Genomic DNA, 22,393 nt, shown 5'->3' with positions numbered 1-22,393 from the left:
GGAGCAAAACATGCTGAAAATTCAACGACGCGCGGCTTTGGGTGGACTGGCCATTGCCGCACTGGGCGGCACGGGGTCGCTCTGGGCCCAATCGCCCAAACCCGGCGCGGCCAGCGCGGGAGCGGCTTCCACCAAGGGCAGGGTGGTCAAATTGGCGCCCAAGCTGCGCATCGTCATCCCGGCCAACGCCGGCGGAGGCTGGGACCAGACCGGCCGCGCCCTCGGTACGGCGCTGCTGGGCGCGGGTGCAACGGACGAGATCGAGTATGAAAACAAGGGTGGCAAGGGCGGCACGATTGGCCTGGCCCATTACGCTGAAAAGTACAGCAACGACCCCAACACCCTGCTGATGGGGGGCATGGTGATGGTCGGGGCGGTGGCGCTGCAGAAGCCCGCTGTGGACATGACCCGCATCCAGCCCATTGCCCGGCTGACCAGTGACTACCTGGTGGTGGTCGTGGACGCCAATTCCCCGATTCGCACAGCGAGCGACCTGGCGGCGCGTATACGCGCCAACCCCAAAGAAGTGCCGATTGCCGGTGGCTCGGCCGGCGGCGTGGACCATGTGTTTGCCGGCGTGTTCATGCGGGGCTCGCAGAGCAAACCGGAGGAACTCGTCTACCTGCCATTTGCGGGGGGTACCGAGGTGGTGCAGGCGGTGCTGAGTGGCAAGGCGGTGGCCGGCATTTCAGGCTTCAGCGAATTCAGTGAACAGCTGGCCAGCGGGAAATTGCGCGCCATTGGGGTGTCGTCCAAACGCTCGGTGTTTGGTATTCCCGCGATTCGCGAGCAGGGAGTGGGTGTGGACATGGCCAACTGGCGGGGTGTGTTCACCGGACAGGGCGTGACGGCCGCACGCCAGGCAGAGATGATTGAAGCTGTGAAGGCCGCCACCTTGCATGACTCGTGGCTGAAAACCCTGAAACAGAACCACTGGGAGTCCTCCTGGCTTGCCGGCCCCGCCTTTGGCAGCTTTATCGACTTTGACTTGACGACTTCGCGTGTGATGGTGCATTTGCTCAAGCTGAAAGCCTGAGATATCTGCGCGGGGCCACCTGCGCATGGAAAGCGTCTGCTTCATCCAGCGACCCACTGATGCGGTCTGTCGGCTAAAAGTCGTTGTCGTAAAGCTTTTTGCCGCGTCTTCAAAAATCATGGCGCACTCGCCACAAAAATTTAATCAGCGTGGCCAAGCAGTCACTTTTGCATAAGCGTCGAAAATCATTAGGCATGTAAGTAAAAAGCATAATATTTTTGACAACATGCTTGAATTTGTCTGGCTTGCACCGCACAAAAGTTCGCGGGTGCAGGTTGTCAAGCGAATTTCATGCCCTCGAAATTGTCACTATTTCCCTGAAACAACACCCATCCACCTGTGACGCGCCATGTGCTCACTGATAGCATCACGCGGGGCCCGCGGATGCGGTTTGATGCATCAAAACGAGCTTGCAAGCTGGTGCCTATAAAACTGGTGATGTTAAATTTCGAGGAGGAAATATGGCTTTCAATCCTGGCGATATCTTGCCCGCGCAATACAACCTGATGTATGTGCTGGGGTCTTACGTCGTGGCGGTGATGGGGTCCTTGATGGCGCTTTACCACGCAGGGCATATTCGCCGTAGCGATGGGTCCATTGACAACGACATGGTGATCGGTGCCGCGGTGTCTTTGGGCGGCGTCGGTATCTGGTCCATGCACTTCATCGGCATGCTGGGCTACCGCTTGCCCATGACCGTAGTTTATGACGGCACGCTGACCTTCGCGTCGTTGCTGGCGGCCGTGCTTATTTCCGGCATCGCACTGCGGCTGGCAGGCGGCAGAAGCCAGTTCAGCATCGGGGGCTGGTTGGCGGGAAGCGTGCTGGCAGGGTTGGGAGTTTGCGTGATGCATTACGGCGGCATGTATGCCATGCATTTGCGCGCTGAGATGGTGTTCAACTGGTCGATGGTGGCCGGCAGTGTCGTGATCGCCATCTGTGCGGCGGCGGCGGCTCTCTGGATTGCGTTCAATATCCGCAAGGCGAGCTACCGTTTTGTGGCTGCCTTGATCATGGGCCTGGCGGTGTGCGCCATGCACTACACCGGCATGGCCGCTGCGGATTTTGTGTGTGTTGCCAGCAAGGCATCACCGGGCTGGACCATTGGCGGCAGCTTGCTGCCTTCGCTGGTTTTTGGCACCGTCGGGTTGGTGCTGGTGGTGCTGCTCTGGAATTTGATGGGACGACTGGTCGAGCCTGTGAGAAAGCCACTTAAACAGGGCTGAAAAATCCGGGCATGTAATGCCGCACTAGCGTGGCGCGCCCAGGGCCACTGCCCGTTCGCGTGAACGGTGCAGGGCTTCGGCCTCCGTTGGTGTCCCGGTTGGCCAGCCCGCCAGTTGCTGCGCGCTGAACTCTGCCAGCGCAGCCATCCACACGGGGCTGTCGTTCAGGCACTCGATGTAGTAAAACTCCTTGCCGCCCGCCTGTAAAAAGGCGTGGCGCGCTTCCATTGCGATTTCTTCCAGGGTTTCCAGACAGTCGCCGGTAAAACCCGGGCACACCACATCGACCCGCTGGACACCGGCCTGCGCCATCTTGATCAGCGTGGGTTCGGTATAGGGTTCCAGCCATTTGGCCTTGCCAAAGCGTGACTGGAAGGTGACCTTGTAGCGGTCCTTTCCCAGCCCCAGCTTCTCGGCCAGTAGGCGCGCTGTCTTGTGGCATTCGCAGTGGTAAGGGTCACCCAGCGTGAGCGTGCGCTCGGGCACGCCGTGAAAGCTCATGACCAGTTGCCCGGCCTGGCCATAGTGCCGCCAGTGCGTGCGAATCCGGTCGGCCAGCGCGTTGATGTAGCCGGGGTCATCGTGGTAGTTGTTGACGAAGCGAAACTCGGGAATCCGGCGTATCCGCGCGGCCCAGCTGTAAACCGCGTCGAACACGCTGGCGGTCGTGGTGCCGCTGTACTGCGGATAGGCCGGCAGGATGAGGATGCGGGTGGCGCCGTCCGCCTTGAGCTGGTCCAGCTGCGAGGCAATCGATGGGTTGCCGTAACGCATGGCGTAACGCACCTCCACGGTGTGCCCGCGCGTCGCCAGGTAGCCACGCAGCATCAGGGCCTGCTTTTGCGTCCAGACCTTCAGCGGTGAGCCCTCCGGCGTCCAGATGCTGGCGTATTTGGCGGCGGATTTTTTGGGGCGCAGGCGCAGGATGATGCCGTGCAGGATCAGCCACCAGACAGGCCTGGGGATTTCGACCACGCGCGGGTCGCTTAAAAATTCGGCGAGGTAGCGGCGCAGCGCGGGTGCGGTGGGTGCATCGGGTGTACCGAGGTTGCAGAGCAGGATGGCGGTGGTGGAGGATGCAGCCGGTGGCTTGCCATGAACGAAGGACGGCTCTGAGGCAAAAGACATGGGTTATTCTAGTGCGGGGTGGCGCAACACCGTATCCATGAACTTACCTATGCTTGACCTGACCATCATCAAAGCCATCTCGCTGGACCTCGACGATACCCTGTGGCCGATCTGGCCCGCCATTGAACGGGCCGAAAAGGTGCTTGACGACTGGCTCAGCCAGCATGCGCCCATGACCGCTGCGCTGTTTGCCAATCCCGCGGCTCGGCATGAGATTCGTGAGCACGTGATGCGTTCGCGTCCCGAACTCAAGCACAACCTGAGTGCCATCCGGCGCGAGGCTATCCGGCTGGCGCTCTATCGCTCCCGGGAAAATCCCCTGCTGGCTGAAGATGCGTTCGCGGTTTTTTATGCCGAGCGCAACCGGGTCACGCTGTTTGAAGATGCCTTGCTGGCCCTCGAATTTTTGTCCAGCCGCTTTCCGCTGGTGGCCCTGTCCAACGGCAATGCGGATATTCAGCGCATTGGTATCGGCAACTATTTCCGCACCAGCATCAGTGCCCAGCAGTTTGGCGTGGGCAAGCCTGATCCCCGGATTTTTCACGCGGCTGCGGGGTCCGTCGAGGTGGAGCCTGCTCATGTGCTGCATGTGGGTGACGACGCCACGCTGGATGTGCTGGGGGCCCTTAACTGCGGCATGCAGACGGTGTGGGTAAACCGGACAGAGCATTTATGGACGCACACAGGTGAACCCCATGAAACGGTGGCCTCGCTCACCGAATTGTGTGACCTTTTTCCTCAATGAAGGGGACGGGCTGTCCTGGAGCTGATTGACATGACCCTCAAAATCTACGGCACAGCAGCCTCGCGTGCGGCACGGCCGCTGTGGGTGGCCCAGGAGCTGGGCCTGGCCTATGAACACATTCCCCTGCCTTATCTGAGCGGTGCCACGCGCACGCCGGAATTTCTGGCGATCAACCCGAATGGCCGCATTCCCGTGGTGGATGATGACGGTGTGCTGGTCTGGGAGTCCATGGCGTGCGCGCTGTACCTGGCCGAGCGGTTCAAGCCCCCTGGCGCGCGATCGCTGGCGGCACAAAATGATGTCAACACCCCCATGCTGGCGGCGCGGAGCCATGCCGAGCTGGCCGAGATTTTGCGCTGGAGCTTCTGGGTGGTGACCGAGTGCGAAAAGGATGCGCTGACCATCCTGATGCACCGGGTGCTGATGCCGGCAGAACGGCGCAAGCCGCAACTGGCCGATGAAGCCGAGCGGCGGCTGGCCGGTCCGCTGGGCGTGCTGGAGCAGCATTTGCAAACGCGCAGTTATCTGGCCGGCGAGCGTTTTACCGTGGCCGATATCTGTGTGGCTTCCGTGCTGACATGGGCGCAGAGTGCCATCGAATTGATGGCGCAGTGCCCGCGCACGGCTCAATGGCTGCGCGCCTGTCTGGCGCGCCCCGCTTATAAGGCCGTCAGGGCCATGGCACAAGGTGCATGACCTCGATGATCCGGGGGGCCTTATTGCTATTTAATGGGTAGCAATAGCGTCGGGATTCATCAGGATTAGCCGGGATTAGCCAGGATTGATCGGGATTGTTCAATGCAGGCGCCTGGCCACCTCCAGGCCGGAGCGCACGGCACCTTCCAGGGTGGCTGGATACGGCCCGGCAATGTAGTCCCCACACGCCATCAGGCCCGGAGCGACGGCGGCGCCGGGCCGCTGTACGCCGGGGGTGCAGGCAAAGGTCGCACGCTTTTCCACAATGGTCTGCACCGGCTGCAGCGGGTTCAGCGAATTCAGCCCCAACTGCCGCGCGGCTTGCGCCAGCACCTGCTGCGTCAGTGTGGCGTTGTCGCCCGAACTGGCACTGATCACGAACGCCRGCAAGCCCGCGGGGCCGCCGAGTTGTCCGCGGTCGAACACGAATTGGGCCGGCTCCCTGGCACTTGAAGGCAGCGCCAGCATGGGCTGGGCCAGGCGTGCATCGGACGCGTGGGCATAAACGGTGGTGAGGGCCTCGTGCTGCAAGCCGCGCGTCTGCATGAGCCATTCGTCAGCCGGCACGCCACTGCCTTCGACAAGGCGCGCTGCCTCGTGGGGCGGGCAGGCAAGCACCACGCAATCAAAGGCGACGCTGCTATCGGTGGTCACGACCCAGCTTGAACCGAGAGGGGCGATGGTGAGCACACGAGCGCCCAGCTGTGCGGGGCTGCCCTGCTCATGGAGCCAGGCCAGCGTGGCATCCGGCAGCAGGGCGCTCAGGTCCTTGCGGGGCAAGAGCAGGTTGGAGCCGCCGCTCTGCAGAAACAGCGCATCACGGATCACGCGCAGGAACACCTGGCCACTGGCGCATTGCGCCGGCGTGTTCAGCGCCGACACGCACAAAGGCTCGATCAGCGAAGCCATGGCGCCTGGTGTCAGGCCCTGGCATATATCGGTCACCGACTGGCCCGGATCGCACTGAAATCCCTTGAGTTTCCAGCCCAGCGCCACCTTAAGCAGCGACAGCTTGTCCGCCCATGACCAGCCACGGGCCACGAGGATGCCGGCGAGCGCATCCAGCGGCGCCGGCCACCGGGGCAACTGCAGGCCGCTGCCATTGGGGAAGCGCATGCTCAAGGGCAGACGCAGCATGGCAGCATTCACGTCAACGCCCAGGTCTTCCATCAGGCGCAGGGTTTCGGCATAGGCGCCGATCAGGATGTGCTGGCCATTGTCGAGCGGGACAGACCGGCCCGCCACCGTGCCGCCCAAGCGGCGGGCCCGCCCGCCAGCGGTGCGGGACGCTTCAAAAAGGGTGACCTGATAACCCAGGCGCGTGGCCTCGACGGCTGCGGCGCAGCCCGCCCACCCGGCACCCACGACGGCGACTCTCATGTTCCCACCAACCACACGTGTTAAACCACCCGCCCAAAGGCCTGCGTTTTCCAGGCCAGCCAGAATTTTCGCAAGGGTGTGAGGCTGACCCGCTGGTGCAGCACCTGATAGCCGTCGGCGGCGATCTCGCGCAGCAGCGTGCGGTAAATGCTGGCCATCATGAGGCCGGGCTTCTGGGCCCGGCGGTCAGCCGGGGGCAGCAGGGCCAGCGCCTCGTCATACAGCGCCAGTGCGCGCTGGGTCTGGAACTGCATGAGCGCGGTAAAGCGCTCGGAATACTGGCGTTTCAGGATTTCGTGCGCCTTCACATCAAACTGCTGCAGCTCGTTGATGGGCAGGTAGATGCGGCCGCGCATCGCATCTTCACCCACATCGCGAATGATATTGGTGAGCTGGAACGCCAGGCCCAGCTTGTGTGCGTAGGTGGTGGTGGCTTCGTCCGTCTGGCCAAAAATGCGCGCGGCTACCTCGCCCACGATGCCCGCCACCAGGTGGCAATACTGCATGAGGCCGGGGAAGTCGAGGTAGCGGTTTTGCTCCAGGTCCATCTGGCAGCCCTCGATGACCGCCTGTAAATGGCGCGCTTCAATGCCGTAGCTCCCGGCCAGGGGCATCAGCGCCTGCATGACCGGATGCGTCGGATTGCCGGCATACGACTTGGCCACCTCGGCCTGCCACCAGGCCAGCTTGGTTTGCGCCACGCCGGGGTCGGTCACTTCATCGACCACATCGTCTATTTCGCGGCAGAAAGCGTAAAACGCGGTGATGGCGGCACGCCGCTCGGGGGGTAAAAACAGGAAGGCGTAATAGAAACTGCTACCGGATGCGGCGGCTTTTTGCTGGACATACTGCTCGGGATTCATGCGGCGATTGTTGCACGTGGAAATGACCCCCACGCTTTTCACTTTGTGTAATGCGCTGCCCCCCGAGGGGGCTATTTTTTCTAGGGGCGGCCCGTCGGAAAAATGCTTGGTTCCTGTTATGGGCCGCCTGTGAGTGTCGTGCCTACATCCATAAAGCACGCCAGCCCATCACCGCCACATCCCAGGGCCCGAGCTTGGGGCGTTGCTGCAGCGTGTTGAAGCCCAGCGCTTCGATTTTGTCCAGGATGCGCAGGCCGCCTTGCACCACCAGCCGCAGCTCCCAGCCGCCGCGCCCTGGTATCCTTTTCACCAGCGGGGAGCCTTTGAGCATGGCAGCCCTTGCGGATTGGACGCAGTCAGCTATTAATTTAGTAGTGGCTGGGTTGCTGTCCAAAGCCAGTAGTTGCGCTTCATCGACGCCATGGCGCGCCCAGGCATCGGCCGGCAGGTAGATGCGTCCGCGTGGAATGTCCACGCTCAGGTCCTGCCAGAAGTTGATGAGTTGCAGGGCGCTGCAGATGTTGTCACTCATCTGCAGCGAGTCGCCGTCGTGCACACCATACAGGTGCAGCAGCAAACGGCCCACTGGGTTGGCTGAACGGTTGCAGTAGTCGAGCAGTTCGGCCTGACTGGCGTAGCGCTGTTTCACCACGTCCTGCTCAAAGGCGCTGAGCAGATCGGCCAGCAAATGCACCGGCAGGGCAAATTGCGTGATCACGGGGCCCAGCGGGTCAAACACGGCGGCCCAGCGCGGGGAGGGCGAGAGGCCAGCAGCGGTCGCCATGAGATCGGCGTGGTAGGCGGCCAGGTCGTCCAGACGGGTCTGGGGCAGGGCGTCACCCTCGTCGGCGATGTCGTCTGCGGTGCGGGCGAACCAGTAGATGGCGGCGATGGCGGGTCGCAGGTGCGGCGGGCACAGGACAGAGGCGACCGGGAAGTTCTCGTAATGGTCAACGCCCGCCTTGCGCGTGGTCATAGAGGTCGTGGTCCTGGTTGGGGAAGCGACCGGGGAGGTTGTGGGCGCGTCCGTGCCGGCCGGGTCTTGCGGCAAAGGTCTTGATGTCACTGGCATGCCCGTCAAACCGCCAGCCTGCCTGGCATGCGGGTCATGAAATCGGCGAGGTAAGTCGCTTCCTCCGAGGCCCCGGTGCGGGCATACAGGCCAATCCCGATTTGAATCGGGTTCGGGAATTCAGGCGTTGCCGCGAGCACGCGGCAGCCGGGCGGAATGGTGGCTGAAATCATGGGCCCGATGCCGATGCCCACCTGCACAGCGGTAGCCATGGCCACCAGCGTGGAGGCCTCGCACACCATGCTCCAGCGCAACTGGGCGTCGGCCAGCGACTCCATGACCCGGGTGCGCCAGGGGCAGGCGTCGGTGAACAGAACCACCGGCAAGGCATCGTCCGGCGGCAGCGTCAGGTCGGAGCGCACCACCCACAGCAGTTGCTCGGGCCATTCGACCAGGGGCTTGTGTGCCACCTCCTGGGTGTCGCAGATCAGCAAATCGAGTTTGTCCTGCTCAAACAGCGCGGCCAGCTGCCGGTTGCCCGCGATGATCAGGTCCAGATGCACCTTGGGGTTCTGGTCGCGAAAGGACTTCAAAATCTCAATCAGTCGCGTTGCGGCGAAGTCTTCCACCACCCCCAGCTTGACGCGGCCTTCCATGCGCTGGCCGCTGATGCGTTGCCGGGCTTCTTCATTGAGGGTCAGGATTTCACGCGCATAGGGCTCCAAGACCCGCCCCTCGGCGTTGGCCGTCAGGCCCTTGGGCGAGCGTTCGAACAGCGGGGCACCCGCAATATCTTCCAGGCGCCGGATCTGCATGCTGACAGCCGCCTGGGTGCGATGCAGTGCGGCAGCTGCGCCATTGACGGTGCCGACGTCAATCACCGACAAGAATGCACGCAACAGGTGCGGGTCCAAGTCTTGCATTCAGTTTTATTGATAGGTACGCGACAATTTTGTGACTATCGCTACTTTAGCAGAGCCATTACGATGACTTTGAGATTTTTTGAGGGCTGCGAAACGGGTATTCAGCAAGTCAACAAATTATTCTTATATGTACACCCACACAGGAGAAACCGATATGACACACGATATCCAACGGCGCACCTTGGTCAAGGCAGGCGCTGCGCTGGCCTCGACAGCGCTGGGCTTTCCGGCACTCAATGCGCTCGCCCAAAATCGCAAGTTCTCAGGGAAAACCCTGCGTATCCTGACCTGGTCGGACGATACGGGCCTGGCGGTGCTACGCAACATCGCGCAAACCTTTGAAGCCCAAACGGGTGCCAAGGTCATTGCCGACCGCACGGGCAGCACGTCCGAGATGGTGGCCAAACTCAAGGCGGGCGGAAATCGCCCGCAATACGATGTGATCACGCTGGCAGGTGTCGGCGCCGTCACCCTGGCCAATGCAGGCCTGCTGGAAAAGCCCGACCTGAACCAGTTACCCAACCTCCAGAGCGTGGACGCGCGTTTTCGCACCGGTGCCGATGGCCACGGCATTGGCTATCTGCTGTGGACCGGTGGCATGCTGTACAACACTCGCACCTTCAAGGCGGCACCGACCAGCTACGAGGAAATGTGGAACCCCAAATATGCCAAGCGGGTGTTTTTGCCGCCGGCGACCTGGACGGATTCGCTGGACACCATCGTGGCCGCAGCCAAGCTGACCGGCGGCAGCGCGACCAATGTGGAAGGTGGTTTCAAGAAGCTGGCCGAGCTCAAGGACCGGGTGCTGACCTTCGGCGAGAACCCGACGCAAATCGCCGAACTGTTTCGCTCCAACTCGCTGGACATTGGTGCGGTGTACGCCCCGGCCTTCTTTGCCAAGGAACTCAAGGATCCCAACTCCGGCCTGGGCGCCACGTACAACCTGAAGGAAGGTTTTTTTGCCGACCTGATGTACACCATCATGCCCAAGGCCCACCCCGGCGAATCGTCGCTGATCCATGCCTTCATCAACCATTCGCTGGATCCCGTTGTGCAGGGAAAAATGGCCGAGGACGTGCTCAACGGGCCGGTCAACCTCAAGGCCGTGCTCTCACCCGAGGCGCAAAAGAGCCCCTTCATCATCAAGCCCGAGCAGCTCGGCTCCACGGCGGTGATTCACGACAAGGCGGTGATTGCCTCGGTACGCGACAGCTGGATCAAGCGCTACACGCAGACCTTCTCCTGATCGTCTGCAGTTGATAAACGGCCGGACCGCTTCCCGCGGCCCGGTCGTCAGGAAAGTTTTGACCATGTCCACTCTGAATTCTGGCCGCCTCCGGCTGGCCCTGCTGGCCCTGCCGGCCATCGTGCTCTTGCTGCCCTTTCTGCTGGCTGTTGTCTTCGTGCTCCGCTTTTCCTTTTCGGCGGACACGCAGTCTATTGACGGTTTCAGCCTGGAGCGTTACCTGGGCCTGCTCGACCCGTTTTTTCTTCGCTCGGTCGTTCTGACGCTCAAGCTGGCGGCGCTGAGCACGGTCATCTGCCTGGTGCTGGCGGTGCCCGTGGCCATGCTGATGGCGGCGATTACCCAGCCCATCTGGCGACGCGTGGTCACCAGTCTCATCCTGCTGCCCATGATTTTGAACCTGCTGATTCAGTCCTATGGCTGGATCATGGTGCTGGGGCCCAACGGCATCATCAATGGCGTATTGCTTAAGCTGGGTGTGCTGGACCGCCCGGTGCAGCTGCTGTTCAATGAGATCGGTGTGCTGGTGGGCCTGGTGCAAACCGCCTTGCCGCTGGCCGTGTTTCCCATCCTCGGCTCGATGCGGGCCATCTCGGCGCAATACCTGGAGGCCAGTGCCAGCCTGGGCGCTGCGCCCTGGCGCTCGTTTCGCGACATCACGCTGCCGCTGCTCAAGCCCGGGCTGATCGGTGCGGCCTCGATTGTGTTTGCCTTCAACGCCAGCGCTTTCGCCGTGCCGCTGCTGCTCGGCGGCCGCCGTGTCCAGACCATGGGCGTGGCCATCCGCGACATGATTTCACCGATGTTTGACTGGGCAGGTGCGGCGGCGGCGGGCGTCACCCTCATCGCCATCACGCTGGCAACCCTGATGGCCGCCACCTGGCTGTCCACACGCACCACCCAATGGCAGGGAGCACGATGATGGCAACGGCAACTTCAATTACCCCTTCAGTGACTTCTCCAGCTGCGTCCTCAACCACTTCCCGTGCCGGCCGCGGATCGTTTGGCTGGGTCATGGGCACCCTGGCCGGGCTGGGCCTGCTCATCGCGGCGTTGCCGGTGGTGATCATCCTGATCATGTCGTTTTCGGGCGGCACCAACCTGGATTTTCCGCCGCAGTCCCTGTCGCTGCGCTGGTACGGCGCTGCCTTCGATGTGCTGTTTGGCGACAAGAGCGAGGGCACGATGTCGGCCTTCAGCGCCATGACCAGCAGCCTGATCGTGGGCCTCATCACCATGCTGGCCAGCGTCAGTGTCTGTGTGCCGCTGTCTTATGCCGTGGTGCGCAGCCAGGGGCGCTGGCGCCATCTGGCCGAACTGCTGTTCACCCTGCCCATCGTGTTTCCGCTGGTGGTGCTGGGCGTGGCCTACCTGCTCATGACCGAAGCACTCAGCCGCGAGACCGGCGTGGACCTGGGCCTGTTTCGCCTGGCCATTCCGCACATCACGCTGGCGCTGCCTTTTGTTTTACGCAATTGCCTGAGTGCCATGAATGGCGTGGGGCTGGACCTGGAAGAAGCCGCCATGTCGCTGGGGGCCTCGCCTTTGCGCGCCATCCTGCATGTCGTCGTGCCGCTGATGAAGCCGGGAATCATGGCCGGGCTGATCTTCGCCTTCATCATTTCCTTCAACGAGTTCACGGTGACTTTCTTCATGTACACGATCGACGTGCGCACGCTGCCGATCTGGATGTACAGCCGCACCGTCTCGTCGCTGGATCCCACCACGCTGGCCATTTCGACCCTGATCATTGCGCTGGACGTGGCGCTGATCGCCTGGGTCGACAAGCTCGTGGCCGGCAAGGGCAGCCTGTTTTGAGCGCTGCCCCCAAGAACCTGATTAACGAAAGACTGTTGCATATGGACAAGCATCTGGAACTCCGGGGCGTCAGCAAACGCTTCGGCACGGCGAACGTCCTCAGCGATGTTGACCTGACCATCGCCCGCGGGGAATTTGTATGTTTGCTCGGCCCCTCGGGTTGCGGCAAGACCACGCTGCTGCGCATCATTTCCGGCTTCGAGAGTGCCAGCAGCGGCCAGCTGCTGCTGGACGGCCAGGAGATCAGCCATGTGGCTCCGCATCTGCGCGGCTTTGGCATGGTGTTTCAGTCGCTGGCGCTGTTCCCGCACATGACGGTGGCCGAAAACATTGCCTACGGCATGAAGCTCAAGGGAGTCGCCACGGCGCAGCGCGCCAGCCGCGTGGAAGAACTGCTGCACATGGTGCAACTTCCGGCAATTGCGGATCGCCCGGTGTCGGCACTCTCCGGCGGGCAGCGCCAGCGCGTGGCCATTGCGCGTGCGCTGGCCGTTCCGCCCAAGCTGTTTTTGCTGGACGAGCCGTTGTCGGCCCTGGACGCCCAGCTGCGCGACAGCATGCAGATCGAGCTCAGGCAACTGCAGCAGCAGTTCGGCGTGACCACCATCGTGGTGACGCACGACCAGCACGAAGCCATGATGCTGTCGGATCGCCTGGTCGTGCTCAAGGGCGGGCGCGTCCAGCAATGCGATACGCCCTCGCAGGTGTACCGCAAACCGGCCAATGCGTTCGTGGCCGAGTTCCTCGGGGCCGCCAACCTGCTGCCCGGCATGGTGCGCAGCCCGGGCGTGATCGAGGTGCTGGGCAGCGCCCTGGCGCTTCCCACCAGTTTGCCGGCCGGCAGCGCCGTGACGCTGGCCGTGCGCTCCGAAGACCTCAGGTTCGAGCCGACCCATGCCGATGCACCGGCGCGGCCCAACAGCATTTCAGGGGAGATTGATTTCCTGCGCGACCTCGGTGCCAAGTCGGAACTGATCCTGCGCTGTGGCGATGAGCGCCTGCGCTGCCACGGCGGCGATGCCCAGTTTCAAAGCGCGCGCTGCGGGCAGCGTGTGAATGTGTTGATTGATGCCGAACGCTGTTCGGTGTTCGCTGCTTGAGCGGGGAGGGCGCCATGGAAAATTCTCCATCCACGATTTCCCCGGTTTTTATTGATGCCGCGAGTGTGGCCCGCCATTTACCCTGGCCGGAGCTGCTGCGGGCCCTGCACAGCGCCTTTGCCGCCACCGACCTGAGCACGCCCACGCGGGGGCATTACCACATGGAAGGCATGGGCAGCGCCAGCACACCGGTGTTGCTGTCCATGCCGGCCTGGAGCCCCGGTTTAGGGGTGGGGGTCAAGCTCGTGGCGGTCTATCCGGATAACCATACGCTGGATCTGCCATCCATTCACGGGCTTTACGTGTTGATGGAGGGCGCCAGCGGCCGTCCGCAGGCGGTGCTGGACGCTGGCGAGCTGACGGCGCGTCGCACGGCGGCGGCCTCGGCCCTGGCCAGCCGGTTTCTCTCGCGCCCCGACAGCCGCACGCTGCTGATGGTCGGGACAGGGCGGCTGTCGCAGTACCTGCCCCTGGCCCATGCCCAGGTGCGACCGATTGAGCGCGTGCTGGTGTGGGGCAGGTCGCCAGCCAAGGCGCAGGAGAGTGCGGACGCCTTGCGGGCGCAAGGCGTGAAGGCAGAACCTGTCACCGCGCTGGAAGAGGCTTGCGCCCAGGCCGACATCATCAGCTGCGCCACGCTGTCGAAAACCTCGCTGTTGCACGGTGAGTGGCTGCGTCCAGGCACGCATGTGGACCTGGTTGGCGCCTTCACGCCGCAGATGCGCGAGGCAGATGACCAAGTGTTCATACGCGCCACTTCAGTCTGGTGCGACACCACCGCGGGCGGCTTGGCGGAGGCGGGCGACTTGATCCAGGCGTTGGCGTCCGGTGCCTTGGCGCGCAACCGTATTCGGGGCGAGCTGGCTGACCTGTGCCGGGCGGGCGCACCCATTGCGCGCCGCGACACCGATATCACTGTCTTCAAATCCGTCGGAGCGGCACTGGAAGACCTTGCCGCTGCGCGGCTGTGCCTGGATCGGCTGTCGCGCGGCAGCGCGGCGCCGCAGGCGTGAGCGGCGGCAGCTGCCAGCCTCCCGATTTTTTCCAACATGAACCATTCCATGCATTCCATGACTACCAACGCAGAACATTTGGCCAGATTGCGGGCCCGTTATGCCGGCGCTTCGGGCGCCGACATGTTTGACCCGGCATTCAAGGCCGTCGCTGAACAGATCTTCAGCAGCTCGGACCGCCGCAAGTGGCCGTTTGCCGACGTCCCCACATTTCTCGATGCCCCTTACCGCGCGGATGGCCTGGCCCAGCCTGAGCCGAATCTGGCGGGCCTGGATGTGGCCTTGATCGGCGTGCCGATGGACCTGGGCGTGACCAACCGCGCCGGGGCCCGCCTGGGGCCGCGCGCCGTGCGCAATGTGGAGCGTATCGGACCTTACGAGCATGCGCTGGGCCTGGCGCCGGTGACCCGCCTGAAGATGGCCGACATGGGCGATGTGCCCATGCGCAGCCGTTTCAGCCTGGACGAATGCCATGCCGACATCGAGGCCTGCTTCAACCAGGTTGTGAAAGCGGGTGTGATTCCGCTGGCTGTGGGCGGTGACCATTCGATCACGGGCTCCATCCTGAAAGCGGTGGGACGCGACCGGCCGGTGGGCATGGTGCATATTGATGCCCACTGCGACACCGCCGGAACCTACGAGGGTTCCAAATTTCACCACGGCGGCCCCTTCCGGGAGGCCGTGCTGGCGGGCGTGCTGGATCCGCGCCGCTGCGTCCAGATCGGCATTCGGGGCGGGGCCGAGTATTTGTGGGAGTTTTCGTTTGACTCCGGCATGACCGTCATCCATGCTGAAGAGTTCTCGAAAATGGGGGTGGAAGCCGTGATCCGGCGCACCCGCGAAGTGGTGGGCGACGGCCCGACCTATGTGACGTTTGACGTGGACAGCCTGGACCCCGCGTATGCGCCGGGCACGGGCACGCCCGAGGTCGGTGGCCTGAGCCCGCGCGAAGTGCTCACCTTGCTGCGCGGCCTGGCGGGCCTGAATATCGTCGGCGGCGACGTGATGGAGGTCGCCCCACAGAATGACCCCTCCGGCAACACGGCTCTGGTGGGCGCGCAGATGTTATTCGAGATACTGTGCCTGGTTGCGTTGTCGCCGGCCATGGCGAACCGATAACCGGCGGGAATCATTCCCTCTGTTTTTTTATTTTCACCTTACAACACCTACGAGGAAGACCCCTATGTCCATCCAGCGCATTGAAACCGGCCCCCGCATGTCGCAAGCAGTCGTGCACCAGAAAACCATTTACCTGGCCGGCCAGGTAGCCGACCACGATGCCGGGCCCAGCGTCTTCACGCAGACGCAGCAAGTCCTGGCGAGCATCGACCGCCTGCTGGCCGCTGCCGGCAGCGACAAGACCCGCATACTGAGTGCGACCATCTGGCTGACCGACATGGACACCTTTGCCGACATGAACCGTGCCTGGGAGGCCTGGGTAGTGCCCGGCAGCACCCCGGCACGCGCCACCGTGCTCAGCGCCCGTCTGGCCGCAACCGAATACCGGGTGGAGATCGGCGTGATTGCGGCGCAGGCCTGATCCTTCGTCTGCACTGCCGGCGCCATGCCGGGTTGGCTCGCCCTGGCGACGGCTCCAGGGCCTCACGGCGGCGGCGCGCTGTCCGCCCATGCGTGCGGATGTGTGCAGTGACGTGCAGGTGCGCATGCGTGGTGAGCTGACGGCAGGGTGGCCCGCCCCGCCCGGGCGCTGAAACCTGCGCCCCAACCGGGGCACCTTGCTGCCGCTCTGCCCCATGCCCGGTCAACTTGACCATTGATTCGGCGCGCGGGGCCCCATCGCCCCATCGTTTGAGCAATTTCGAGGCCGCACTCGTCCTTGTCGTCCTCGTACAGGCGGCGGCGTTCAGCCGTGTCTCGGTGTCCCCCATGTCCCATCGGTACTGCCGCGGGTAAATTTTCCCCGGTATTCGGGTGATTTATGCCGAGGCCAAGTGCTTGACAAGCCTCCCCATTTATCCTAGATTACTAACCAGTCAGTCAGTAATTGCCTGGCCTGACCTCCTGCTGATTTCCTGATTCGATCTCCTGTCCCGACTCTTCATCTGAACCAGACCATGAAAAAAACCGTCTTTTCGCTGGTGAGCATTGCCGTCGTACTGGCCGCCTGTTCTCCATCCGCTCCACCTGAGGAGCCGGTACGTGCCGTGAAGGTCATGACTGTAGGGACTGATGCGTTTTCTTCCAGCCACGAGTATGCGGGGGAGGTCAGGGCCCAAGTCGAGTCCCGCCTGGGCTTCAGGGTTGGGGGCAAGATCATCAAGCGGCAGGCCGAGCTGGGCCAACGCGTCAAGGCCGGCCAGGTGCTGGCCCAACTGGACCCGCAGGATTACAAGCTGGCCGCCGATGCAGCCCGCGCCCAAGTTGCAACGGCAACGACCAACCGGGATCTCGCCGCGGCTGATTTCAAGCGCTACAAAGAGCTGAAAGACCAGAATTTCATCAGCGGCGCGGAACTGGAGCGCCGCGAAACGACCTTCAAGGCGGCCCAGGCACAACTGGAGCAGGCCCAGTCGCAGCTGGCCGTGCAGAGCAACCAGGCGGGTTATGCCGCGCTGGTGGCTGATGTCTCGGGTGTGGTGACGGCGATAGAGGCGGAGCCGGGTCAGGTGGTGGCAGCGGGGGTGCCGGTGGTGCGCATTGCGGCCGACGGCGTTCGCGACGTGGTGTTCTCGGTGCCTGAGGACAAAGTGGCCGGCATCAAGGTCGGTGCACCCGTCAGGATTCGCCTTTGGGCGCAACACACCGATTTACCCGGCAAGGTGCGTGAGGTGGCTGCGAGCAGCGATCCGGTGACGCGGACTTACCCCGTCAAGGTTTCCATCGACGCCAAGGAGCCGCCCGTCCTGGGTGCCACGGTGTCCGTGGTGCCTGAAGTGGGCGACGCCGTCGGTATGCCAGTCATCAAGCTGCCGACCACGGCCTTGCGCCAGGAAGGCAATGCCACGGCGGTGTGGGTGCTCGACAAAGGCAGCATGACCGTCAAGCCGCAGGTGATCCAGGTCGCCACCGCCGACGGCAACGATGTGGTGGTGGCGTCGGGCCTGCAGCCGGGCATGCTGGTGGTCAGCGCCGGCGTGCATGTGCTGTCGCCCGGACAGAAAGTCACTATTTACCGGCCCAGCGTGGCGGTGACGACCGCCAGTCCGGCGCAAACAGGTCCTGATTCGATAGCAAAACCTGCGACGGCTGCTTTGGCTTCCAGCGCATCAGCGTCGGTTGCGAAGTGAGGCCGGCATGACGCAGGCAGGCAACGGCACCGGCAGCCAGGCCGGCAACAACCTTGGCAACAACTTCGCCGACAGCGCTATTGACAGCGCTCTTCCTTCTCCCCGGTTCAATCTATCCCGCTGGGCGCTGGAGCATGCGGCGCTGACGCGCTACCTGCTGGTCGTGCTGATGGCGCTGGGTTTTGCATCCTATTTTCAGCTCGGGCAGGACGAAGATCCGCCGTTCACCTTCAGAGCCATGGTGGTGCGCACCTATTGGCCCGGCGCCACCGCGCAACAGGTGGCAGAGCAGGTGACTGACAAGATAGAGCGCACGCTGCAGGAAGTGCCCTACGCCGACAAGATACGCAGCTATTCGAAGCCTGGCGAGTCGCAAATCATTTTCCAGATCAAGGATTCCTCCAAACCCGGCGACGTGGCCAACGTCTGGTATTCGGTGCGCAAGAAGGTCGGCGATATGCGTGGCACCCTGCCGGGCGGTATTCAGGGCCCCTTTTTCAACGACGATTTTGGTGATGTCTATGGCGTGATTTACGCCCTGGAATCCGATGGGTTCAACTATGCTGAGCTCAAGACCTTTGCGGACGATGTGCGCCAGCGCCTGCTGCGTGTGCCGGATGTCAACAAGGTTGAACTGTTCGGCGTACAGGACGAAAAGGTTTTCATTGAAATTTCCCAGAAACGCCTGGCGCAGCTGGGGCTGGATTTCAACCAGGTGCTGTCGCAACTGGGCCAGCAAAATGCCATCGAATCGGCGGGTGCCGTGCAGACCCCGCTGGATGTGGTGCAGGTACGGGTAGCCGGCCAGTTCGAAGCGGTGGAACAGCTGCGCGCCATGCCAATTCGCGGGGCAGGTTACGGGGCGGGAACCAGTGCCGGGGGCAGCCAGCTGCGCCTGGGTGACATCGCGGAAATCAGGCGGGGCTATGTCGATCCCCCGTCCGTCAAGGTTCACCACCAGGGCAAGGAAGTGATTGCGCTGGGCGTGTCCATGGTCAAGGGCGGCGACATCATCGGGCTGGGCAAGTCGCTGGAAAAATTGTCCGAAAGCATCGCCGGCGCCTTGCCTGCCGGTATCAAGCTGGTCCATGTGCAGGATCAGCCCAAGGCAGTGTCGAGGTCTGTGAATGAATTTGTCGGGGTGTTGATCGAGGCTGTGGTAATTGTGCTGGCGGTCAGCTTCATCAGCCTGGGTCTGCATAAACGCCCGCATGAGGGGCTTGGCCGCCTGCCGCTGTGGCGGCGCTATTACATCGACATGCGGCCCGGACTGGTCGTGGGCATCACCATTCCGCTGGTGCTGGGCATGACCTTTCTGGCCATGTGGTACTACGGTATCGGCCTGCACAAGATATCACTGGGATCCCTGATTATTGCGCTGGGCCTGCTGGTGGACGACGCCATCATTGCCGTGGAAATGATGGTGCGCAAGATGGAAGAGGGCTACGACAAGGTGCGCGCCGCCACCTTTGCGTATGAAATCACCGCGATGCCCATGCTGACGGGCACGCTCATCACCGCCGTCGGGTTTTTGCCCATTGGCCTGGCCAAATCGACCACGGGTGAATACACCTTTGCAATTTTTGCGGTGACCGTGATTGCGCTCGTGCTCAGCTGGGTTGTGTCGGTGTATTTTGTCCCTTACCTGGGCACGCTGCTGCTCAGGGTGCCACCGCACGTCAAGGAGGTCGCTGCCGGCCTGGACAGCCCGCACGAGATGTTCAACAGCCCCTTCTACAACACCTTTCGCAAAACCGTGAACTGGTGCGTGCAGCATCGCTGGATCACGATCGGCGCCACGGTGTTGATCTTTGCTTTGGGCATTGTGGGCATGGGCAAGGTGCAGCAGCAGTTTTTCCCCGACTCCAGCCGCCCCGAAATCATGGTGGACATCTGGTTCCCCGAGGGCACCTCTTTTGCGGCCAATGAGTTCACCGCCAGGCGCGTCGAGCAGCGCCTGATGCGGGAAGCGGGCGTGACTTCGGTCAGCACCTGGGTGGGTTCGGGTGTGCCGCGCTTTTATTTGCCGCTGGACCAGGTGTTCCCGCAGACCAACGTGTCGCAGATGATTGTGCTGGCCAAGGACCTGAAGGTGCGCGAGACCCTGCGCATCAAGCTGCCGGCCCTGCTGGCGACCGAGTTCCCCGAGGTGCGGGGCCGCGTCAAGTTGCTGCCCAACGGACCTCCGGTGCCTTACCCGGTGCAGTTCCGGGTCGTGGGTATTGACCCGCTGGTCCTGCGTGAGCGCGCCGATGAGGTCAAAGCGGTGATGCGGGAAAGTGCGAACACGCGCGGCGTCAATGACAACTGGAACGAATCGGTCAAGGTGTTGCGCCTGGAGGTGGACCAGTCGAAAGCACGCGCGCTGGGCGTGAGCAGCCAGTCCATTGCCCAGGCCTCCCGGACCATTCTGGCGGGCACCCCGGTGGGCCAGTTCCGCGAAGGCGACAAGCTGATCGACATCGTGCTGCGCCAGCCGCTGGACGAGCGCAACGCCATCACCGACATTGCCAATGCTTACCTGCCCACGGCTTCCGGGCGTTCGATTCCGCTGACGCAAATCGCCAAGCCGGTCTTCACTTGGGAGCCGGGGGTGATGTGGCGCGAAAACCGCGATTACGCCATCACGGTGCAAAGTGACATTGTCGAAGGGCTTCAGGGTGCAACGGTGACCCAGGAGCTGATGCCCAGGCTCAAGGCGCTGGAGACCCAATGGCACGGCAGCGGCATGACGGGCTACCGCATCGAGGTAGCGGGCGCGGTGGAAGAAAGCAGCAAGGGCTCGGCGTCCATCGCTGCGGGCATTCCCGTCATGCTCTTCCTGACCTTCACGCTGCTGATGCTGCAATTGCACAGCTTCAGCCGCGCCATGCTGGTATTTTTGACCGGCCCGCTTGGCATCGCAGGGGTGGCCGGGGCGCTGATTTTATTGGGGCGGCCGTTCGGTTTTGTCGCTTTGCTCGGCGTGATCGCGCTCATGGGCATGATCCAGCGCAATTCCGTGATCCTCATCGATCAGATCGAGCAGGATCGTGCCCGGGGCGTACCCGCCTGGGATGCGATTGTCGAGTCAGCTGTGCGCCGGTTGCGGCCTATCGTGCTGACGGCCGCAGCGGCGGTGCTGGCCATGATTCCGCTGTCGCGCAGCGTGTTCTGGGGTCCCATGGCCGTGGCCATCATGGGGGGACTGGTGGTGGCGACGGTGCTGACGTTGCTGGCGTTGCCGGCCATGTATGCGGCGTGGTTTCGCGTCAAGCGCGAGCCGGAGAACCCCCTGGCAGTCCCCTGAATGGCACCGGGCGGGTCGATGCCCGTGAAATCGGGCTGCGATAACGGCTAAAATAGAGAGTTGACCGATTTCAAGCGGGGATTCGGAGGTTTTTCGGATTCCCGTTTTTATTTCAGGCGCGCGGGTGGCGAAATTGGTAGACGCACCAGGTTTAGGTCCTGACGCTGGCAACAGTGTGGGGGTTCGAGTCCCCCCCCGCGCACCATCCTTGAGGGTTTACGGGAAGCAGGTGAAGTGCTGCTTCCGGGCCTTCAGGCATTGCGGTATTGCCGCAGCATGTCAGGTGCAAGCCCTGTTTTGAATATTTTTTGATTTTAGGAAACCATCATGGCCGTGACTGTTGAAACCCTTGAAAAGCTCGAGCGCAAAATGACGCTGACGCTGCCCCTCAATACCATCCAGTCGGAAGTCGATACGCGCCTCAAGCGCCTGGCCCGCACGGTGAAGATGGACGGTTTCCGTCCCGGCAAGGTGCCCATGAATGTGGTGGCCCAGCGCTACGGCTACTCGGTGCATTACGAAGTCATGAACGACAAGGTGGGCGAAGCGTTTGCCGTGGCTGCCAACGAAGCCAAGCTGCGTGTTGCGGGCCAGCCGCGCATCAGCGAAAAAGAAGGCGCCCCCGAAGGCGAACTGGTATTTGACGCCGTATTCGAGGTCTATCCCGACGTCAAGATTGCCGACCTGACCCAGGCGGAAGTCGAAAAGGTCAGCGCTGAAGTGAGCGATGCGGCTATCGACAAGACCGTGGACATCCTGCGCAAGCAGCGCCGCACCTTTGCCCAGCGCGCAGCCGATGCGCCGGCCCAGGATGGCGATCGCGCCACCATCGACTTTGAAGGCAAGATCGACGGCGAAACCTTTGCCGGCGGCAAGGCCGAAGATTTCCAGTTCCTGGTCGGTGAAGGCCAGATGCTCAAGGAGTTTGAAGATGCCGTGCGCGGCATGAAAAGCGGCGAGAGCAAGACTTTCCCGCTGAACTTCCCGGCTGACTACCACGGCAAGGATGTTGCCGGCAAGCAGGCTGACTTTCTGGTGACTGTCAAGAAAATCGAAGCAGCTCACCTGCCTGAGGTCAACGAGGCACTGGCCAAGTCGCTGGGCATCGCGGATGGGACTGTGGAAGCCCTGCGCGCCGACATCAAGAAAAACCTCGAGCGTGAAGTCAAGTTCCGCTTGCTGGCCCGCAACAAAAACGCCGTGATGGACGCGCTGGTGGCCAATGCCGAACTCGAGCTGCCAAAGTCCAGCGTGCAGGCCGAAGTCGACCGCATGATCGAAGGCGCGCGCGCCGACCTGAAGCAGCGCGGCATCAAGGATGCTGACAAGGCGCCGATTCCTGACGACGTCTTCCGCCCCCAGGCTGAAAAACGCGTGCGCCTGGGCCTGGTGGTGGCCGAACTGGTTCGCGCCAACAGCCTGCAGGCCAAACCCGAGCAACTCAAGGCCCACATTGAAGAGTTGGCTGCCAGCTATGAAAAACCCCAGGATGTGGTGCGCTGGTACCTTGGCGACAACCGCCGCATGGCTGAAGTGGAAGCCGTTGTCATTGAAAACAACGTGACGGAGTTTGTCCTTGGGAAAGCCAAGGTCAATGAAAAAGCCATTTCGTTCGACGACCTGATGGGTCAGAACTGATAAGGCGAAATTTCTCCTGAAGCTGGGGCTTG

At 62.6% G+C, this 22,393-nt stretch carries 19 protein-coding genes and 1 tRNA gene; 15 read left to right on the top strand and 5 right to left on the bottom strand.

All coding sequences use genetic code 11. The annotated features are described in order from the left end of the window. The first annotated feature begins 10 nt into the window (after positions 1-10). Positions 11-1,036, top strand: coding sequence for a Bug family tripartite tricarboxylate transporter substrate binding protein (locus AC1DUR_RS01845; RefSeq protein WP_477717082.1), 1,026 nt, complete (start codon positions 11-13; stop codon positions 1,034-1,036). Positions 1,037-1,497: 461 nt separating this feature from the next. Beyond that, the gene (locus tag AC1DUR_RS01840) at positions 1,498-2,262 is read left to right on the top strand and encodes an MHYT domain-containing protein (protein ID WP_477717081.1); all 765 of its coding nucleotides are present in this window, start codon (positions 1,498-1,500) and stop codon (positions 2,260-2,262) included. A gap of 24 nt (positions 2,263-2,286) precedes the next feature. Here AC1DUR_RS01840 and hemH read toward each other — a convergent pair whose 3' ends face one another. Further along, positions 2,287-3,390, bottom strand: a complete 1,104-nt coding sequence (gene hemH, locus AC1DUR_RS01835; RefSeq protein WP_477717080.1) for a ferrochelatase — start codon at positions 3,388-3,390, stop codon at positions 2,287-2,289. A gap of 49 nt (positions 3,391-3,439) precedes the next feature. Here hemH and AC1DUR_RS01830 point away from each other — a divergent pair, with 49 nt between their 5' ends. Together AC1DUR_RS01830 and AC1DUR_RS01825 are read left to right on the top strand one after the other, a co-directional pair. Further along, on the top strand, positions 3,440-4,135 hold the full coding sequence (locus tag AC1DUR_RS01830) for an HAD family hydrolase (protein WP_477717079.1): 696 nt from the start codon (positions 3,440-3,442) through the stop codon (positions 4,133-4,135). 30 nt (positions 4,136-4,165) lie between these two features. Further along, positions 4,166-4,831, top strand: coding sequence for a glutathione S-transferase family protein (locus AC1DUR_RS01825; RefSeq protein ID WP_477717078.1), 666 nt, complete (start codon positions 4,166-4,168; stop codon positions 4,829-4,831). A 99-nt stretch (positions 4,832-4,930) separates the two neighbouring features. Here AC1DUR_RS01825 and hpnE read toward each other — a convergent pair whose 3' ends face one another. From hpnE to AC1DUR_RS01805, 4 genes are all read right to left on the bottom strand, one after another. Continuing rightward, complete coding sequence (hpnE, locus tag AC1DUR_RS01820; protein WP_477721091.1) at positions 4,931-6,211, bottom strand: hydroxysqualene dehydroxylase HpnE; 1,281 nt, start codon at positions 6,209-6,211, stop codon at positions 4,931-4,933. Between the two features lie 20 nt (positions 6,212-6,231). After that, a complete protein-coding gene (hpnD, locus tag AC1DUR_RS01815; protein WP_477717076.1) occupies positions 6,232-7,074 on the bottom strand; it encodes a presqualene diphosphate synthase HpnD in 843 nt (280 codons plus the stop codon). 142 nt (positions 7,075-7,216) lie between these two features. After that, positions 7,217-8,050 (bottom strand): squalene synthase HpnC, encoded by an 834-nt coding sequence (gene hpnC, locus AC1DUR_RS01810; RefSeq protein ID WP_477717075.1) that lies wholly within the window; start codon positions 8,048-8,050, stop codon positions 7,217-7,219. 101 nt (positions 8,051-8,151) lie between these two features. Further along, a complete protein-coding gene (locus AC1DUR_RS01805) occupies positions 8,152-9,009 on the bottom strand; it encodes a LysR substrate-binding domain-containing protein (RefSeq protein ID WP_477717074.1) in 858 nt (285 codons plus the stop codon). Positions 9,010-9,163: 154 nt separating this feature from the next. Between AC1DUR_RS01805 and AC1DUR_RS01800 the strand changes: the two genes are divergently transcribed. From AC1DUR_RS01800 to tig, 11 genes are all read left to right on the top strand, one after another. Continuing rightward, positions 9,164-10,255, top strand: coding sequence for an ABC transporter substrate-binding protein (locus tag AC1DUR_RS01800; RefSeq protein ID WP_477717073.1), 1,092 nt, complete (start codon positions 9,164-9,166; stop codon positions 10,253-10,255). A gap of 64 nt (positions 10,256-10,319) precedes the next feature. Continuing rightward, the gene (locus AC1DUR_RS01795; protein ID WP_477717072.1) at positions 10,320-11,177 is read left to right on the top strand and encodes an ABC transporter permease; all 858 of its coding nucleotides are present in this window, start codon (positions 10,320-10,322) and stop codon (positions 11,175-11,177) included. Positions 11,178-11,269: 92 nt separating this feature from the next. Continuing rightward, on the top strand, positions 11,270-12,073 hold the full coding sequence (locus AC1DUR_RS01790) for an ABC transporter permease (protein WP_477717071.1): 804 nt from the start codon (positions 11,270-11,272) through the stop codon (positions 12,071-12,073). A gap of 41 nt (positions 12,074-12,114) precedes the next feature. Further along, positions 12,115-13,173 (top strand): ABC transporter ATP-binding protein, encoded by a 1,059-nt coding sequence (locus AC1DUR_RS01785; protein ID WP_477717070.1) that lies wholly within the window; start codon positions 12,115-12,117, stop codon positions 13,171-13,173. A gap of 14 nt (positions 13,174-13,187) precedes the next feature. Continuing rightward, a complete protein-coding gene (lhpI, locus tag AC1DUR_RS01780; protein WP_477717069.1) occupies positions 13,188-14,186 on the top strand; it encodes a bifunctional Delta(1)-pyrroline-2-carboxylate/Delta(1)-piperideine-2-carboxylate reductase in 999 nt (332 codons plus the stop codon). A 57-nt stretch (positions 14,187-14,243) separates the two neighbouring features. Then, complete coding sequence (gene speB / locus AC1DUR_RS01775; RefSeq protein ID WP_477717226.1) at positions 14,244-15,305, top strand: agmatinase; 1,062 nt, start codon at positions 14,244-14,246, stop codon at positions 15,303-15,305. Positions 15,306-15,369: 64 nt separating this feature from the next. After that, positions 15,370-15,726, top strand: coding sequence for a RidA family protein (locus tag AC1DUR_RS01770; protein ID WP_477717068.1), 357 nt, complete (start codon positions 15,370-15,372; stop codon positions 15,724-15,726). Between the two features lie 535 nt (positions 15,727-16,261). Then, on the top strand, positions 16,262-17,434 hold the full coding sequence (locus AC1DUR_RS01765) for an efflux RND transporter periplasmic adaptor subunit (protein WP_477717067.1): 1,173 nt from the start codon (positions 16,262-16,264) through the stop codon (positions 17,432-17,434). Between the two features lie 7 nt (positions 17,435-17,441). After that, positions 17,442-20,723 (top strand): efflux RND transporter permease subunit, encoded by a 3,282-nt coding sequence (locus AC1DUR_RS01760; protein ID WP_477717066.1) that lies wholly within the window; start codon positions 17,442-17,444, stop codon positions 20,721-20,723. Between the two features lie 118 nt (positions 20,724-20,841). Next, positions 20,842-20,928 (top strand) — tRNA-Leu (locus tag AC1DUR_RS01755). 122 nt (positions 20,929-21,050) lie between these two features. Next, positions 21,051-22,361, top strand: coding sequence for a trigger factor (gene tig, locus AC1DUR_RS01750; protein ID WP_477717065.1), 1,311 nt, complete (start codon positions 21,051-21,053; stop codon positions 22,359-22,361). Positions 22,362-22,393: the final 32 nt, after the last annotated feature.

Source organism: Polaromonas sp. P4_F4 (assembly GCF_056401355.1).
Note: the sequence above shows the minus strand (reverse complement) of the source record. Positions and strands in the feature narration are given on the sequence as shown.